Origin of the sequence: uncultured Maribacter sp., assembly GCF_963974015.1 — a bacterium.
GTDB lineage: Bacteria > Bacteroidota > Bacteroidia > Flavobacteriales > Flavobacteriaceae > Maribacter.
Window position 1 is genome coordinate 1 of the sequence record NZ_CAXBBZ010000028.1, and the last position, 17,571, is coordinate 17,571.

A 17,571-nucleotide genomic window follows, 5' to 3' on the forward strand; every position below is an offset into this window, starting at 1 on the left:
CCTACTTGAACAATTTCATTAATTAGTTCCTCTTCAAAAATATTTCCGTATTGCTCTTTTAAGTCTTGGATCATTCTTTTTTCAATTAACTTCTTGTGCTATTTTTTTATCAAATTTAAAAAATATATTTGCCCAAATAGATTTAGATACGGCAGCTATCCATGGCATGGCAAGTATTAAACTAACTACGATTACGGCAAACAAAGTTGAAATCTTAAGTTGTAACCCGAATATCAACGTCAATACATATACAGCTACCGCAACAGCTATACCTACACCATACGAAACATACATAGATCCTGTGTAAAAACTGGGTTCTATACTGTATTTCAGATCGCACTGAGGGCAACGTTCTTTTACCTTGTTGAAATTACTTAATTTATAAGGATTTGCTTCTAGGAATTCTCCTTTATGGCACCTTGGGCATTTCAAAAAAATGATACTGTACAATTTGGAACCTTTTGCTAACATGACTAATAAATTTAAAAACAAATTTATTATATAACACCTTTTTCAAAGGTAACATTAGTTACATAACGCCAGCAGTATATATCAATATATAAAGGAAATTTAAAACTAATCATAAAACCATAAACTGACATTAGTCATATTATTTACTGTATTTGACGTGTAAGTTTGTGATTAAATTAAAGGCTTATGTGTTCGCTTGTGCAAAAATATAATGTACCTGGTCCTCGATATACGAGTTATCCAACCGTACCTTTTTGGGATATCAATACTTTCTCAGGAAAGAAGTGGGAAGATTCTGTAAAGAAAAGTTTTCATGTTAGTAATTCAACTACAGGAATAAGTCTATACATACATCTACCTTTTTGCGAGAGTATGTGTACTTTCTGCGGATGTCATAAGCGAATAACAAAACGACATGATTTAGAATTACCTTATATAAAATCTATTTTAAAAGAATGGAGATTGTATAGGGCTCTTTTTTCTGAAAAGCCAATAATTAAAGAATTGCACTTAGGTGGTGGTACACCAACCTTTTTTACGCCAGAAAATTTAAAATTTCTAATTGATGGTATATTAAGAATTGCGAACAAAGCCAATGATGCAGAATTTAGTTTTGAAGGACACCCGAATAATACCACAAAAGAACATTTACAAGCTTTACATGACGTTGGTTTCAGAAGGGTAAGCTATGGTGTACAAGATTACAATGAAACGGTACAGAAGGCAATTAATAGAATTCAACCATTTGAAAATGTAAAGAACGTTACCGAATGGGCCCGAGAAATAGGGTATGACTCAGTGAGCCACGATATTATCTTCGGTCTGCCGCATCAAAAATTGGAACATGTAAAAAATACTATAGCAAAAACCAAAGAGTTAAAGCCAGACCGTATTGCTTTTTACAGTTATGCACACGTGCCATGGCTTGCGGGTAACGGGCAAAGAGGTTATAAAGACGCCGATTTGCCAACTGCAGATGATAAAAGAGCACAATATGAAATTGGTAAAGATCTATTGCTTAATTACGGTTATCACGAAATAGGCATGGATCACTTTGCATTAGAGACCGATAGTCTTCATAAGGCTATGGAAAGTGGAGGTTTACATAGGAATTTCATGGGCTACACGAGCTCTAATACACATCTAATGATTGGGTTAGGTGCTTCTAGTATAAGTGATAGTTGGTATGGTTTTGCACAGAATGTAAAGAATGTTGAAGAATATCAAAATTTAGTGGAAAATGATATTATACCTCTTTACAGGGGACATATTTTAACAGACGAAGATCAAATAATAAGAAGACATATCTTAAATTTAATGTGTAGATTTCAAACTTCTTGGAGCGACTTTAAGTTATATATACCTGAGATGGAAAGTATATTAAATAGGCTAGGGGAGATGCAGAAAGATGGTATAGTTAAGATTACGGAAGGTAATTTGCTCATAACTGAAAAGGGAAGACCTTTTGTACGAAATGTATGTATGGCTTTTGATTTGCCTTTACAGAAAAAATCACCTGATACCAAGCTATTTTCTATGACTGTCTAATTATTAGAAATATTGAAGTTCTTTATTTTATTAAATTCTAAATAAAATTACCATGAAAAAAATTATTGTACTTACAGACTTTTCAGAGCAATCTGGTTTTGCTTTAAAAGCTGCTGCAGATTTAGCTAAAAAATATAAAGTAGAGCTTCTTGTAGTTCACATGTTAGAACTCAATCAAGCGATGATTTCTTCGCCTGAAGGAATTTACATAGAACAGACGGTATTTTTAGTGAAATTGGCCGAGAAGAACTTAAAAGAATTCTTAGACAAACCATTTTTAGAGGGATTAACTGTTACTCCCGTTATTAAACATTATAAAGTTTTTAGCGAGCTTGATGCTATTGCAGAAGAACATAATGCAGATTTAATTGTAATGGGTTCTAATGGCGCTAAAGGCCTTGAGGAAGTTTTAATTGGTTCTAATGCCGAGAAAGTTGTTAGAAATTCAAAAACTCCTGTTCTGGTTATTAAAGGTAAAGTTGACGAATTTAAAATAGATCGATTTGTGTTTGCATGCGATTTCAATGATGAAAATTTACCAGCTTTTCAAAAAGCAAGGGAATTTTCAGAATTGGTCAACGCCAAAATGGAGCTGGTCTTTATTAATACGCCAAACGATGAATTTTTAAGTAATAGAGATGCGTATCAGAAAATCAATAAATTTTTAACGAAAGCTAATGCTGGTCAACAAGTAGAAATTTATAATGATTATAGTGTAGAACAAGGTATACTCAATTACGGTAATACAATTCTTGCTGATGCCATTGCCATGCCAACACATGGTCGAAAAGGCCTTTCGCATTTGTTTAATGGCAGTATAGGAGAAGACGTTGTGAACCATGCTAGAATTCCTGTTATTACGTTTAAGATTTAATCACTTTCAAAAAAATATCATCATATTTTAAGAATGAACCCAAGGTTATTGCCTTGGGTTCATTAGTTTTTATGATATGCATAAATAGTAGCTTTTTAAAGGGATGGTGAAGAGCACCATATCGCTATTTATTTTAACTAATAACTGCACTATTTTTTAAGAAAATTATACTCTTGTGTTTATGAATTAAGAACCTTCATCATAAAGCTATATTTGTTTATGAATTAAGAACCTTCATCATAAAGCTATATTGTTCGTGCATTTGAGGTTTCCCTTTTCGTTTACCGCTGCGGCCGAAAAAATATAGAACAAACCACATGATTACTATTATGGACATTAAAGCCAATTGTAAACTGTAAGGTTTTTGTAAACTCGCACTAGAGTAGGCCCATATTCCTAGGATGATGAACAATGTTGCGATAACAAAATGCACGAACATAAAGAAAGTCCATAGGGTAGGGTTTGGTCCAAATATACCATAAACACGGCATTTGTTAGAATCTATTTCATCAATTTCTAAATGAAGTTGAGGCGACCAAAAATGATTGTTTTTAGCGTTAAATTTTATAAAGACATGCTCATCTAAACGATTGACAAGAAAAGGATCATACCCGGCAGTCTCAAATTTTTTAAGCAAATTTTCTTTAGTTTCGACCATATCTAACTGAAACCTTGGGCGAAGAATAATTTCGTTTGGTAACGGTTTCATAGAAAACTAGTTTGATGGCCGTGGCCGTTAATTATGACATTCTAAAGCACTTGAAGCTAATTCTGTAATTGGACCAGGAGATACATAAGGTATACCCAAACCAAGACCTCTTAGTATGAAAAGTAAGCCTATGACAACTACAAAAATAGGTATCGCCTTTTGTACTTTTTGACGTATACCACCTTTTAATAATCCACTAAAATAAATGGCAGTAGTCATTAATGGAATCGTACCTAAACCGAAAAGCATCATATAAAGGCTGCCCTGTAAAGCATTGCCCATAGCAATTGCCCCAAAAAGTGCCATATAGACCAAGCCACATGGTAAAAAACCGTTTAGGAAGCCAATCGTTAAAAATGTGTCGGGTGATTTTTTTTTCAGTTCTTTACCGAGTTGGTTCTTCACTTTCGAAATGACTTTATAGATAGGTTTCGATAAATTGTATTTATTGAAAGTTTTATACGGAATCAAAACCATGAGAATCATTAAAACACCGATAGAGATTGATAGTTTTTGCTGTGCACCAAAAATGGACAATCCTTTTCCGAGAAAGCCAAATACAAGTCCGATGATACCATATGCCACCAATCGACCAAAATGATAAATGAATATCTGACCGAACTTTTTATAGTTATTAGATTGGTCTACCGGAAGCATAAAGGCTATAGGGCCACACATGCCCACGCAGTGCAAACTACCCATTAGACCCAATATGATGGCAGATAGAATCATATTTCGTTTAGAAGGTTATACTTTCTTTATGTAGAAATTCTTTTCCTAGATGATTCCAAGTAACCTTAATATCCCAACGACCTTCTAATAATTTATCATTGGGTATCAGTAAATGTGAATCGGATAAGTTGATAGGTAAGTTAAAATCTAGACGCTTATTTGATGGTCTATATAGCGACACTATACCTGAAACTTCAGTATTATCATAGCTTTCAGGAAAGATTACCATCAACCCGTTAGGTTTTTTTTTAATCTGTATTTGTTCCAATGCGTTTATAGCATTTTGCTCAGCGTCTATTTCTTTTTGAAAACCGAGTTCGGCCTTGTAATACCCTTCAGTAACTAAATCATGATTGGCATTATGGCTTGTAGTCATTCGTATCACGAAAAACAGAATGAAACTAATGAAAGCGACAAAAGCAATTATGATACCTGTACCCCAATTTATTTTCATAATCTTTTACTTAAATACTATTTATAACTACGTGGTGCCAAGAAGCGTGCCGTTGTGGTCTCTATTAATTTGTCATTACTATAGACACCAATTTTTAAGTCGTTCTTATCACCGCTTAAAGCTGAAGCATTGATTTCAATAAACAATGTGCCTTCTGCCAAGGCTTCTGGCTGAACATCAAAATTATCTGTTCGTACTAGTTTAATCTCACCTTTAGGTGATATCAATTCAAAATGAACATTATCTACAGATTTGGTGGTTTTATTCAAGAGTTTGTAAGTAAATACATTACTAATAATGTTACCTTCTTTATGTTCGTAGAGTTGACCAGGTAGCCTTAAAATATTTGCTTCAAGATCATTTCTTAAAAACATCATACCAACAAGAACACCAGTTAAAATAACCAAAACTGCGGTATATCCTTTTAAACGAGGAGTAAATTTGAACTTTTCTTTTTTTGTGATTTCATCTTCACTGGCATAACGAATCAACCCTTTTGGGAGATCTACTTTTTCCATGATGGAATCACACTCATCAATACAGGCAGTACAGTTTATACATTCTAATTGAGTTCCGTTTCTAATATCTATACCTGTAGGGCAAACATTCACACATTGAAAACAGTCAATACAATCGCCATGGCCTAAAGCCTCTCGGTCTTCATTTTTGCGCCATTTTTTTCTTCCATTTTCACCTTCACCTCTTTTATAGTCATAAGCAACTACTATAGATTTGTTATCAAGAAGTACACCTTGCATACGACCATAAGGGCAGGCAATGATGCATACTTGCTCTCTAAACCAAGCGAAAATAAAATAAAATACAGCTGTGAATATCAAAAGAGATACCATTGTACTCACATGTTGCCCCGGACCATCTGTAACATATTGAATCAATCGGTCACTACCGATTAAATAAGCTAGAAAAACATTGGCTATGATATATGATATAATAAAAAAGATAATCCATTTTAGTACTCGTTTACGAATCTTTTCGGCATCCCACTCTTGTCTGTCTAGTCGTATTTGGGCACCACGATCACCATCTATCCAATATTCAATTCTGCGGAATACCATTTCCATGAAAATGGTCTGTGGGCACATCCATCCACAGAAAATACGTCCAAAAGCAACAGTAAAAAGTGCAATGAAAACCACCCCGATAATCATTGAAATAACGAATAGGTGAAAGTCTTGCGGATAAAACGGAAAACCAAAGATATTGAAACGTCTTTCTAGGACATTGAACATTAAAAACTGGTTGCCGTTAATCTTTACAAAAGGAGACGCGATCAAGAATGTAAGAAGAACGTAACTTACGTATTTACGATACTCATAAAGTTTGCCACTTGGCTTTTTAGGGAAGACCCATGCCCGTTTTCCATCTTCTTTAATGGTGCCGATTGAATCCCTGAAATTATCTTGATCTTGTGCCATTTTATATTTCTTTGTTGGCTTGCGAAGCGTTAAGACCTCGTTTTATTCAGTTCATTGTAACCGACGTTGAGTCTATTACCTGTTCGGTATTAGTTTCTTGCTCAGGAGTAACTTGTTCAGCAGCATTCGGATCTACCCAAATATCACCTTCAGCAGCTTTAGGGTTCGCAGCAGTTGTACCTTGAAAGCTCAATACATAACTGGCCACCTGTGCAATTTCTGCAGGTTTTAGATTCTGTTTCCAAGCAATCATACCTTTACCATCACGACCACCTTCTGAAATCGTTTGGAAAACATTTTTAATGCCACCACCTAAAATCCAGTTTTGGTCGGTTAAATTAGGTCCGATACCGCCACCGCCATCTATCATATGACAAGCAACGCAATTTCCTTCAAAAATGGCTTTACCCGCATTTAAATCAGAAGCATCTGTTAAAAGTTCTACTGTGTTCGCATCAACAAGCCCCTTAGCGGTCTTTTTGTATTCCTCGATTTCTAATTGTGCAGTTGCAACTTCTTGTGCGTATTCCTCATCTTGTGTGTAGTCGTTAAAAATGTGAAAACGCGCTAAATAAACTACAGCAAATACTATTGAGGCATAGAACAGATATACCCACCATGGTGGTAACTTATTATCTAGTTCACGTATACCATCATAATTGTGGTCAAGAATAATCTCAACCTCTTCTTCCATAGGCTTGGAGCCAAGCATTTTATTGTAAATATTTTTACCCCACGTCCATTCCCATTTTTCTTCTTTAGTAGCTAAATAACGAGCTTTTGCTTCATCATCAAGTGTATGGAATAACACGTTTTCAATTGCCTGAACTATAAATGCTATAGCTATTAATAGTAGCAGAACAAGTGCCATAAAGGCAAACATTATTAATGGGTAGGCTAGAAAAGCGGGTTTATCGCCACCATCAACAGAAATTTCCATGATTATAATGACCAGAAAGAAAGCCACTGGTATTCTAAACCACCAAGCTGTGTTGTTTTTCATAATTAATAGTATTGTTGGTTATCGTCTTCTTCTAAGGGTAATTCGCTCACTTCTTTAATGTATGATTTAGAGGCTGTTAAAACCCACCAAAATAACAATGTGAAAAACACAAAGAAGATAAGTAATGATATCATGGGGTAGGTTGCTACCCCATCAATAGTTTCCATGTAACCTTTTACAAATTTGAACATGATTTTTATTTTTCAGATAATAATTCGCCTGTTTCCTTTACCTTTATGTCTGTTCCTAATCGTTGCAGATATGCAATTAAGGAAACAATTTCCCGGTCTCTCATTTCTATAAACTCCTCGCCGTTTTCAGCAGCATAGGTTTTATCGGCCTCATAATTTTTAGCAAAATCGGGATCTGTATATAAGTTTTTCTCGATTTTTTCAGCCTGAGCATTCATTGAGGCTTCGGCATTTGTAATATCCTCATCGGTATAGGGGACACCTAATGTTACCATAGCTTCCATTTTGGCTTGTATATCGCTACGATCATGTTTGTCACGTACCATCCAAGAATATGAAGGCATGATAGATCCAGATGATGTACTCTGTGGATCATACATATGGTTCAGGTGCCAGTTATCAGAATATTTGCCACCGATTCTTAGTAAATCTGGCCCGGTACGCTTACTGCCCCAAAGGAATGGGTGGTCGTATACGAATTCACCAGCTTTGGCATACTCACCATAACGTTCTACCTCACTTCTAAATGGTCGTATCATTTGTGAGTGACAGCTTACACAACCCTCACGAATATATAGGTCACGACCTTCTAATTCTAATGGAGTATATGGTTTTACACTAGTAATTGTCGGAATGTTCGATTTCACTAAAATCGTTGGTACAATTTGGATGATACCACCAATCAAAATAGCTACAGTAGCTAAAATTGTCAATTGAATAGGCTTACGCTCTAACCAAGTATGGAAAGTTTCACCTGCTGTTCTGTGTTTTGAAACACGGGTAAGTGCAGCAGCTTCTGCTAACTCATCTTCAATAGTGCTACCAGATTTAATAGTACGTACCACGTTATAAATCATAACACAAGCTCCTACGATATAAAGGCTACCACCAATGGCACGCATCCAATACATCGGCATAATTTCATGTACGGTTTCTAAGAAGTTACCATATACTAAAGTACCATCTGGATTAAAATCTTTCCACATTAAAGCTTGGGTAAACCCAGCAACGTACATTGGTAAAGTATATAGAATGATACCTAAAGTACCTATCCAAAAGTGGAAGTTAGCCAGGCTTGTCGAGAACAATTTGTTCTTGGTCATTTTAGGTACCAACCAGTAAATCATACCAAAGGTCAAGAAACCATTCCAGGCCAATGCGCCAACGTGTACGTGAGCAATAATCCAATCACTAAAGTGGGCAATTGCGTTTACGTTTTTTAGTGAAAGTAGAGGACCTTCAAAGGTGGCCATACCATAACCGGTAATAGCAACGACCATAAATTTTAAAACCGGGTCGGTACGTACTTTATCCCAAGCACCTCGCAATGTTAAAAGTCCATTTATCATACCACCCCAAGAAGGAGCTAACAGCATAATAGAAAAGGCTACACCTAAGTTTTGAGCCCAATCAGGTAAAGCGGAATATAACAAGTGGTGAGGTCCTGCCCATATATAAATGAAAATCAAAGACCAGAAATGCACAATAGAAAGTCTATAGGAATAGATCGGTCTGTTTGCCGCTTTAGGTACAAAATAATACATAAGACCTAAGAAAGGAGTAGTTAAGAAAAATGCCACCGCATTATGCCCGTACCACCATTGTACTAAAGCATCTTGAACGCCTGCGTAAACCGAGTAACTTTTTAATGCGCTAACGGGTAATTCTAAACTATTGAATATATGAAGCACCGCTACAGTTACGAAAGTCGCTAGATAAAACCAGATAGCCACATAAAGGTGTCGTTGTCTTCTTTTTATCATGGTACCAATAAGGTTGACACCAAAGGCCACCCAAACTACTGCAATGGCTAAATCTATGGGCCATTCAAGTTCAGCATATTCTTTAGAACTTGTGTACCCTAATGGTAAGGTGATTGCCGCAGCAACTATAATCGCCTGCCAGCCCCAGAAATTAAATTTACTTAGAAAGTCACTGTACATACGCGCCTTCAACAAACGTTGCGTAGAGTAGTAGACCCCTGCGTAAATAGCATTTCCTACGAATGCAAAAATTACCGCGTTGGTATGTAACGGGCGCAAACGACCAAAGCTTAACCACGAAATACCGTCAGTTAAGTTGGGAAACATGAACATAAAGGCCAATAATAAGCCCACAGACATACCTACTATGCCCCAGAACATGGTCGCGTAAAGGAAATTTTTCACGATTTTGTTATCGTAATAAAACTGCTGTACTTCCATAATTATACTTGTTTATTTAGTTGGATTTTTTCTGCTTTGAACTCTTTAGTGCTACTCTTTTTCGTTGTAACCAGTTCATCTTCAAATAGCATACGTACAGACGGAGTGTAAGAATCATCGTATTGGCCGCTCTTCACAGAAACGATAAAAGCAATGAAAAATATGACCGCAACAAAAATACTGATGGCCAATAACACATAAATTACACTCATGCTAAATTGAATTAAGCTGTAAATTTAAGAGGGTTGTGTACCCTAAAAAATGACAAATGTCATACTTTAACTTTTTCTTTTAATATTGTAAAAAGAGCGGCAATGATTATCAAATTCTTACCTATATATTGCCCTAATAATGTGGGAGTTAAAATCGTTGTCGTGAAAGATTCTTCTGTGAAAAAGAATAATGGAGAAAAGGTAAATATGATATGCACCATGGCAATTTTCACTATTTGCTTATGACAAAAACTAAAAATAAGGCATAGCCCTATAATAACTTCTACAAAAGCTAAAATTAAAATTGATATGGAAGAGGGTATAATGTCGAAGGTTAATAGTTGTATGGTACGTTTAGCTAAATCTTCAGCTGGACTTAGTTCTGGGAAAAATTTCAAAGCTCCAAACCATAGATAAATTATACCTATTGCAATAGAAAGTAGGGTGTTTTCAAAACGATTGGTTATTTTAAATTTTTTAAAACTCATATTTTTATTGAAGTTTTTTGCCAATAAGGTTGGTCATAATTGTGGTGAAAATGACAATACTTATTGAACTTAATGGCATTAAAATAGCAGCAATAACAGGCTCTAATTGTCCGGTAATTGCAAAATATAATCCAACACAATTATAAAGTAATGATAGTACGAAACTCATTTTGATTATTCGCACCGCTTTTTTTGAAGCAATAATATAGGAGTAAAGCTGCTGAAACTTAGAGGCATCAAGAATGGCATCACAAGCAGGGGAAAACACATTAATATTCTCTGAAATGGCAATACCAACTTCACTTTGAGCAAGAGCGCCCGCATCGTTTAACCCGTCACCGACCATCAATACTTTTTTACCTTGTTCTTGTAATGATTTAATGAACTCTAATTTGGTCTCAGGTTTCTGGTTAAAGTATAGGGGGGTCAATTTGGGTAAAAGGTCTTCTAATCGTTCTTTTTCCCCTTCGTTGTCCCCAGATAAAATTGCTAGACTCAGGGTTTCGGACATTTTGCGAAAAACAGAAGATACTCCTTCGCGATATTGATTTTGAAACACATATCTACCTTTGTATGCATTATTTGAGCTAATATAGATGGAAGTATCTAGCTGGTTTTCGGTTTTGGCTTTTCCGACAAAATCGGCTGACCCAATTTTCATATTTATATCATCTTTAGCACTTTCTAGACCTTTACCTATATGCTCTTCATATTCATCGAGGGTTATGATATTTTGCTGCTTTAGTAACTCGTACAATGTTCGACTTAATGGATGGTTAGAAGCTCTAATGGTATTTTTTAAAAGTGATTCTTCTTCGGCAGTTAAGGGCATACCTTCATAATGGGCCGTACTTTTTTGTGTCGTTGTTATCGTTCCTGTTTTATCAAAAATAGCAGTATCGATTTTTGCCAATTGTTCAACAGTCTGAGTGTTCTTGATATAGAATTTTTTCTTGCCAAAAATGCGCAACATATTACCTAAGGTAAATGGTGAGGCTAGCGCAATAGCACATGGGCATGCGATTATAAGAACAGCTGTGAAAACATTCATAGCCTTAGATGGGTCATAAAATAACCAAAATATAGTAGCAATAAAAGCAATTGAAAGTACCGAAATGGTAAATCGTTTACCAATACTATCGGTTAAGTTTTGAAAAGAAGTTGCCTTATCCGTTTTAAAAATTGAGTTGCCCCATAACTGGGTTAGGTAACTTTGAGAAACCGATTTAAGGGCAACCATTTCAATGACACCATTTAATTGTTTTCCCCCTGCGAATATGAGTTCGCCAGATTCCTTATTCACAGGCTCAGATTCACCGGATACAAAACTATAATCTATTTGCGCATTACCATAAACCAAAGTTCCATCAACAGGTATCATTTCTTCATTACGAATCAGTATTCTATCGCCTTTTTTAATTTTTTGAACAGGAACCGTTTCTTCTTGTCCATCAGCGTTTAGTTTTGTAATTGCTATTGGAAAGTATGATTTGTAATCTCGTTCGAAAGAAAGAAAGCTATAGGTTCTTTGTTGAAAAAATTTACCTAGTAAAAGAAAAAACACCAATCCTGTAAGAGAATCAAAAAAACCGCTTCCTAAATGAAAAGCTATTTCAAATGTACTTCGTAAGAACAAGACCAATATGCCTAATGCAATAGGTACATCAATATTTAAAAGTTTTGCCCTTAGCCCTTTGTATGCCGATACAAAATAATCCCATCCTGCATAGAATACTACGGGTAACGAGAATATGAACATTAACCAACGAAAAATATGTTGGTATTTGTTGAGCCAAAATTCACCTCCGGTAGCTGCACTCGAGCCTAAATCAAAATAATCTGGAAATGAAAGAAACATAACATTCCCAAAAGCAAAGCCTGCAACACCTAACTTGTAAATTAAACTTCTATCTATTCCCTTTTTTTTGCCTTCAAAATCATCTAAAGAAATATAAGGTTCATACCCAATATTGGCCAATAATAAAACCAAATTCTTTAAACTGAACTGGTCGTGGCGATAGGTAATTCGAATCGTCTTTTTAGGAAAATCGACTTGAGAGTTACTTATATAAGGGTTTAGTTTATTTAGGTTCTCTAAAATCCATATACACGAACTGCAATGAATATTAGGTATAAATAGATTGATGATTTGAATAGAACCATCGTTGAATTCAGTTAATTTTTCTATTATTTCAGCATTATCAAGAAAATCATATTTTCCTTTTATTGATTTAGGAGTGGAGCCTGCTGCTGCCTGTATATCGTAATAATGAGATAAATCGTTGCTGGCGAAAATTTCATATACCGTTTTACATCCTGAACAACAGAATAGCTTTTCATCAAAGCTTATAGATTGCCTATTACAAGAGTCTCCACAATGAAAGCATTTAGAATCGTGCATATTTTTAAGCTTGGACCTTTAGCAAAGGTGAGTACCAATAATATAAAAAAACATGATAATTATCAGTTTTTACAATTCTTAGCTTAAGTAATTTTGCAGTGTTAGGTATAAAGTAAATGGCCATGGAAAGTAAGTGTGAGAATTGTATTGTTCGGCAGTTTAATTCGCTCCGCGCATTAAGCAAAGAAGAGTTGAAAAAAGTTTCTGATTCTAAGATATCTAAAAAAATCAAGAAGGGTGATTCTTTATTTGTAGAAGGACAGAAACTTGATGGCGTATATTGTGTAAGGGAAGGTGTTTCAAAATTATCTAAGTTAAGTAGTAACGGAAAAGAACAAATAGTAAAGTTGACCAATAAGGGAGAAGTCATGGGGCAACGTTCGGTTGTGGCTGAAGATTTTACCAATTTAAGCGCAACGGCCATAAATGATATGGAAGTTTGTTTTATACCTAAAGAAATAATTTCCAATACATTAAATACAAATCCCAATTTTTCTCTTGAAGTATTACGCCACATGGCGCATGATTTAAAAGAGGCCGATGATGTAATTGTAAATATGTCTCAAAAAACGGTTAAACAGCGTTTGGCAGAGGCATTTGTATATTTAAAAAAAAACTATGGTGAAGATGAATATGGCTTTTTGTTGTTGACTTTAAGTCGTGACGATTATGCAAATATTGTGGGTGCCGCTACAGAATCTTTAATTCGTATGATATCTGAATTTAAGAAGAAGGGACTTATTAAAACATCGGGTAAGAAAATTGGAGTAGTAGAAGAGCAAACTTTACAAGAATTGGCCGACGGTTTTTAAAAAAAAATCTATTCTGATAAATGTCATTGTTTCAAACTAGTAGTCCACCTAATTTTATCATCAAACGACCTGTAACATTTATATGAAAAATATACTTGTACCTACCGATTTTTCAGCATCTGCGTATAATGCGGTCAAATTTGCTTTGCTTCTCTTTGAGGGTAGCCCATGCGTTTTTTACTTTTTAAATACTTACACGCCAGAATTACATAGTAATCGCTTAATGGCTGGTAGTGTTTCAGGTTTTTCACAAAACTCAATTGCAGCGGAAACTTCAGAAAAAGGGTTAAAAGATATTGTAAGAAGAGTAAAGAAAGAATTTAAAAATCCACGTCATAGTTATAAAACAATTTCCTCTTTTTCGCTATTAAAAGATGAGGTCAAAGAAACGATTGTTGAGCATGATATTGATTTTGTAATTATGGGAGCCATTGGTTCTTCTAATAATGAAACTATTTACTTGGGTAGAAATACGGTTAGAATATTAAATGCCGTAAAAAACTGCCCTGTATTTGCAATACCTTATAATTTCGAATTTACGAAGCCGTTAAATATTGCTTTTGTATCAGATTCCAATCATTTTTTTAATAGTGATGAATTAGACCCGATTTTAACTATGGCTAAAATTTTTAATAGTTCGGTATGTATTGTTACTCTTCAGCATGAAAAAGGTCAATTACCTGAATTACAGAAACTAAATCATGAATTGTTTGAGAGAAAGTTAGAAACTGTACCACACACTTTTCATCAAATAACCATAGATGCCAGTTTATCGTTATTATTAAGCCATTTTATTGATACGGCTAAATGTCAATTGTTGGTCATGTCGAACAGTGCCAATAGTTACATGAAGAATCTATGTAGCAATTTTGTGGTGGAGCGTTCAGAATTTTCTTTAAAGGTGCCGATTGTACTAATTCAAGGTGCAGAGAATAGTGTTACTGTAGGTCATTAGCTTAGAGATTTAAAAACATCAATATTCACTTTTATTTGCCAATTTCTACTGCAATCACTTCGATGTTTTTGATTTTACTTCCGCCTTATGATATTTACATCAGTTAATTATAAATATCTTTAGCGCTTTAGAAGCATAAATATTAATATAGATCATTTATAACGTGAGCGCGGTAAACGAAAAAAAAGTAGCGGCATTAGAAGCTGTAAAGTATATTAAAGACGGAATGACGGTAGGTTTAGGAACAGGGTCTACCGCCTTTTTTATGATAGAGGCCATTGGTGAAATGGTTCGTAATGGTTTAGAAATTAAAGCGGTCGCTACCTCTGATGAAACAGAAAAATTGGCGAGGAAGTTAGGTATAAATGTGATTACCCTAGCAGAAGCCAAAAGGTTAGATGTTACTATTGACGGGGCAGATGAGGTCGACGGCCAATTTCAATTGATCAAAGGTGGGGGCGGAGCTTTGCTTCGTGAAAAGATTGTGGCCCATAACTCTGATTTCAATATTATAATTGCCGATTCTTCAAAACAAGTTTCAAGACTTGGGAAATTTAAATTACCAATAGAAACAATACCGTTCGCTACGCAACTTATTATAAAAGAACTTGAAGAAATGAATCTTCATCCGGTTCAGCGAATGCGAGGTACAGATGATTACAAAACGGATGAAAATAATGATATAGTAGATGTTGATATTTGGAATACAGATATAAAATTGACCGACTTAGAACATCAGCTTAAAAACATACCGGGCATTGTAGAGACAGGATTATTTTTAACGTCTACCAATTTGGTGATTATCGGTAAAGGAGATGAAGTTGTAATTGAGAAGAGATAAAATATTGAGAGTCTTTGCAAGTTGTATTGTTAAGCTACTAAGGAATTAAATATTATAAACTATGCAAGATGAAAAACATTATGGTATTAGAAGTGGTTGGCTAAGGGCAGCTGTTCTTGGAGCAAATGATGGTATTTTGTCTACGGCCAGTTTAGTTATAGGTGTTGCTGCGGCAAGTACCACAAGAGAACCTATAATATTGGCTGGGGTAGCAGGTCTGGTAGCCGGTGCATTGTCAATGGCCGCAGGTGAATATGTTTCGGTGAGTTCACAAGCTGATTTAGAAACCGCAGATTTGGATAGAGAGAGAATAGAGCTTGAGGAGATGCCCGAAGAAGAACTTTTGGAACTTGCGCAGATTTATAAAGAACGAGGATTAGATTCTAATTTAGCATTACAGGTCGCCAAGCAATTAACAGCACATAATGCCCTGGAAGCTCATGCTAGAGATGAATTAGGTATCAATGACATTACACAGGCAAAACCATTGGTAGCTGCATTATCTTCAGGTGCATCTTTTGTTTTTGGAGGGTTATTACCTGTATTGGTTGCTTATTTCGGTTCGCTTCAATACATGGAATATGTTCAATATATTTTCGCTGTCGTGTTTTTGGCGTTATTAGGTGCAATAGCAGCTAAAGCTGGTGGCTCTAATATTTGGAAAGCTATTCTAAGAATAAGTTTTTGGGGTACTGTGGCCATGGCAATTACAGCCTTAATAGGTCATTTGTTTGAGGTGAATGTTGCTTAGTGTAATTTTATTACTTGCTTTCTACTGTCGAAATAATGGTTTCAAAATCTCTCATTGTAGCTTCACCATTTAAAACTTGATCAATAAACCGGCTTATCAATTCTGGGAAATCAAATCCTAGTGAAGCCCATTCATGCCCGCCTTCCTCACTATAATATACTTTGTAATTCCCATCTATATCAGATAAGCGTTCAGCAATCGATTTAGGACCGTTTAAATTCAAATATCCAACATCGGTTGTGGCACAGTTACGGTGAGCATTGGTGCCGTAAGGTACAACCGAGTCTTTCACACCATGAAAAAAAAGTAATGGCACTTTGTTGCCAGCATAAATATTATTTTCATCAACTACTGCGCCTGATATACTTATGGCCCCTAGTATGTTTGCGTCTGGGTAGGGTAGGTCTTTAAAACGATAATCATAGCGCATAAAAAGAAAGTTCAATACCGTTTCTGCTCCGGCGCTGCTTCCAATCAAGAAAATTTTTGAAGAGTCTACTTGAAAAGGTTTTGCCTCTTTAGTAATATAATTAATCGCTTTAGAAAGGTCTGCAACAGCTTCTGTATAGGTGTTCATTTTTATAGACGCAGCACAATCACAACCAAAAGATTTTTTTTTTCGTGATAGTCTATAGTCTATAGAAGCAACATTGAACCCTAATTTCGCCAAGTAGGTACTAATACCTTTTTCATCACCACCGTTACGTTGCCCTGCTGTAAAACCACCACCATGAACCAAAATTATAGTTGGTTTCATCATAAAAGTATCTGTTTGCACTGAATAAAAGTCAAGTAACAGCGTATCTGCGTAATTATAAGTTTTCATTTTAACGTTCCCTTTCTTAGAATCGGTAGATTGCCCAATGATAGGATTCATAATTAGAAAGATACCAACTAAAAGAAGGTATTTATAAAATTCAAAGATTTTCAAATTCATATGGGGTGATTGAGCTGTTGCTAGGTACATTCAAAGTAAACAGAATAATATTAAAACGTTATAAATCGATTTATCAATGAAAATCTTATTTGATTGATTTAGGTGTCACATATAAACTGATATTATAACGACTAATGCTAAAATCAGGCAAATGTACTCTGTAAGTCCTTAAAATCTAGTAATTAATGAAATAATAGATGGGTTAGGGTTTAAACGAAGTCTTCGAAAGCCCTTTCGAAAGTTTCTATATTATAATTGATGGGAGTACTTGGACTTATGACTTGAACGCTATAGAATTATGTTGCTCCAATAATTTTAATTAGCGCTTGATATAAAGTATCTTTGAGGAGATTTCAGTAGTTTTAAAGCAAACACAAACCTTAAAAACAATATTACAATACATGAATAAGGAACTAGATCAATTAGCAGCTGATAATATAAGGGCATTAGCAGTAGCCATGGTGGAAAAGGCGAACTCTGGACACCCAGGCGGACCGATGGGAGGCGCAGACTACATGCACATTTTATACTCTGAATTTTTCAACTACGATC

The 17,571-nt window shown here is 35.2% G+C and carries 18 protein-coding genes and 1 pseudogene; 7 read left to right on the forward strand and 12 right to left on the reverse strand.

The features are described from left to right. Positions 1-81 precede the first annotated feature (81 nt). Complete coding sequence (locus AACZ41_RS17320) at positions 82-471, reverse strand: DUF983 domain-containing protein (protein WP_339629859.1); 390 nt, start codon at positions 469-471, stop codon at positions 82-84. A 186-nt stretch (positions 472-657) separates the two neighbouring features. Here AACZ41_RS17320 and hemN point away from each other — a divergent pair, with 186 nt between their 5' ends. Beyond that, a complete protein-coding gene (gene hemN / locus AACZ41_RS17325) occupies positions 658-2,019 on the forward strand; it encodes an oxygen-independent coproporphyrinogen III oxidase (RefSeq protein ID WP_339629860.1) in 1,362 nt (453 codons plus the stop codon). 52 nt (positions 2,020-2,071) lie between these two features. Further along, on the forward strand, positions 2,072-2,893 hold the full coding sequence (locus tag AACZ41_RS17330) for a universal stress protein (RefSeq protein WP_339629861.1): 822 nt from the start codon (positions 2,072-2,074) through the stop codon (positions 2,891-2,893). Positions 2,894-3,110: 217 nt separating this feature from the next. On the opposite strand, the gene AACZ41_RS17335 is transcribed toward AACZ41_RS17330, so the two are convergent. The 10 genes from AACZ41_RS17335 to AACZ41_RS17380 are packed head-to-tail and all read right to left on the reverse strand — an operon-like array spanning position 3,111 to position 12,723. Next, positions 3,111-3,602, reverse strand: a complete 492-nt coding sequence (locus AACZ41_RS17335; protein ID WP_339629862.1) for a GTP-binding protein — start codon at positions 3,600-3,602, stop codon at positions 3,111-3,113. Positions 3,603-3,629: 27 nt separating this feature from the next. Then, positions 3,630-4,334: a sulfite exporter TauE/SafE family protein gene (locus AACZ41_RS17340; protein WP_339629863.1), complete on the reverse strand. Its 705-nt coding sequence runs from the start codon at positions 4,332-4,334 to the stop codon at positions 3,630-3,632. A 7-nt stretch (positions 4,335-4,341) separates the two neighbouring features. Continuing rightward, complete coding sequence (locus tag AACZ41_RS17345; RefSeq protein WP_339629864.1) at positions 4,342-4,788, reverse strand: FixH family protein; 447 nt, start codon at positions 4,786-4,788, stop codon at positions 4,342-4,344. A gap of 17 nt (positions 4,789-4,805) precedes the next feature. Next, a complete protein-coding gene (gene ccoG, locus AACZ41_RS17350) occupies positions 4,806-6,224 on the reverse strand; it encodes a cytochrome c oxidase accessory protein CcoG (RefSeq protein ID WP_339629865.1) in 1,419 nt (472 codons plus the stop codon). A 46-nt stretch (positions 6,225-6,270) separates the two neighbouring features. Beyond that, a complete protein-coding gene (locus tag AACZ41_RS17355; RefSeq protein ID WP_339629866.1) occupies positions 6,271-7,227 on the reverse strand; it encodes a cbb3-type cytochrome c oxidase N-terminal domain-containing protein in 957 nt (318 codons plus the stop codon). Between the two features lie 2 nt (positions 7,228-7,229). Beyond that, entirely contained in the window at positions 7,230-7,418 is a 189-nt protein-coding gene (locus tag AACZ41_RS17360; protein WP_339629867.1) for a CcoQ/FixQ family Cbb3-type cytochrome c oxidase assembly chaperone, read from the reverse strand. A gap of 5 nt (positions 7,419-7,423) precedes the next feature. Then, on the reverse strand, positions 7,424-9,622 hold the full coding sequence (gene ccoN, locus AACZ41_RS17365) for a cytochrome-c oxidase, cbb3-type subunit I (protein ID WP_339629868.1): 2,199 nt from the start codon (positions 9,620-9,622) through the stop codon (positions 7,424-7,426). Positions 9,623-9,624: 2 nt separating this feature from the next. After that, a complete protein-coding gene (gene ccoS / locus AACZ41_RS17370) occupies positions 9,625-9,834 on the reverse strand; it encodes a cbb3-type cytochrome oxidase assembly protein CcoS (protein ID WP_339629869.1) in 210 nt (69 codons plus the stop codon). 59 nt (positions 9,835-9,893) lie between these two features. After that, complete coding sequence (locus AACZ41_RS17375; protein WP_339629870.1) at positions 9,894-10,322, reverse strand: doxx family protein; 429 nt, start codon at positions 10,320-10,322, stop codon at positions 9,894-9,896. 4 nt (positions 10,323-10,326) lie between these two features. Further along, positions 10,327-12,723 carry a heavy metal translocating P-type ATPase metal-binding domain-containing protein gene (locus AACZ41_RS17380; protein ID WP_339629871.1) on the reverse strand — a complete coding sequence of 799 codons (2,397 nt, stop codon included), beginning with the start codon at positions 12,721-12,723 and terminating at the stop codon, positions 10,327-10,329. Between the two features lie 122 nt (positions 12,724-12,845). Between AACZ41_RS17380 and AACZ41_RS17385 the strand changes: the two genes are divergently transcribed. From AACZ41_RS17385 to AACZ41_RS17400, 4 genes are all read left to right on the forward strand, one after another. Then, positions 12,846-13,535 carry a Crp/Fnr family transcriptional regulator gene (locus AACZ41_RS17385; protein WP_339629872.1) on the forward strand — a complete coding sequence of 230 codons (690 nt, stop codon included), beginning with the start codon at positions 12,846-12,848 and terminating at the stop codon, positions 13,533-13,535. A gap of 82 nt (positions 13,536-13,617) precedes the next feature. Further along, the gene (locus AACZ41_RS17390; protein WP_339629873.1) at positions 13,618-14,490 is read left to right on the forward strand and encodes a universal stress protein; all 873 of its coding nucleotides are present in this window, start codon (positions 13,618-13,620) and stop codon (positions 14,488-14,490) included. 163 nt (positions 14,491-14,653) lie between these two features. Continuing rightward, positions 14,654-15,331, forward strand: coding sequence for a ribose-5-phosphate isomerase RpiA (gene rpiA / locus AACZ41_RS17395; RefSeq protein ID WP_339629874.1), 678 nt, complete (start codon positions 14,654-14,656; stop codon positions 15,329-15,331). Positions 15,332-15,392: 61 nt separating this feature from the next. Further along, a complete protein-coding gene (locus AACZ41_RS17400) occupies positions 15,393-16,082 on the forward strand; it encodes a VIT family protein (RefSeq protein ID WP_339629875.1) in 690 nt (229 codons plus the stop codon). Positions 16,083-16,092: 10 nt separating this feature from the next. Here the strand turns inward: AACZ41_RS17400 and AACZ41_RS17405 are convergent, their stop codons facing one another. Then, complete coding sequence (locus tag AACZ41_RS17405) at positions 16,093-17,019, reverse strand: alpha/beta hydrolase fold domain-containing protein (protein WP_339629876.1); 927 nt, start codon at positions 17,017-17,019, stop codon at positions 16,093-16,095. Positions 17,020-17,420: 401 nt separating this feature from the next. Here AACZ41_RS17405 and AACZ41_RS17410 point away from each other — a divergent pair. Further along, positions 17,421-17,571, forward strand: a pseudogene (locus AACZ41_RS17410) (transketolase); the annotation flags it as partial.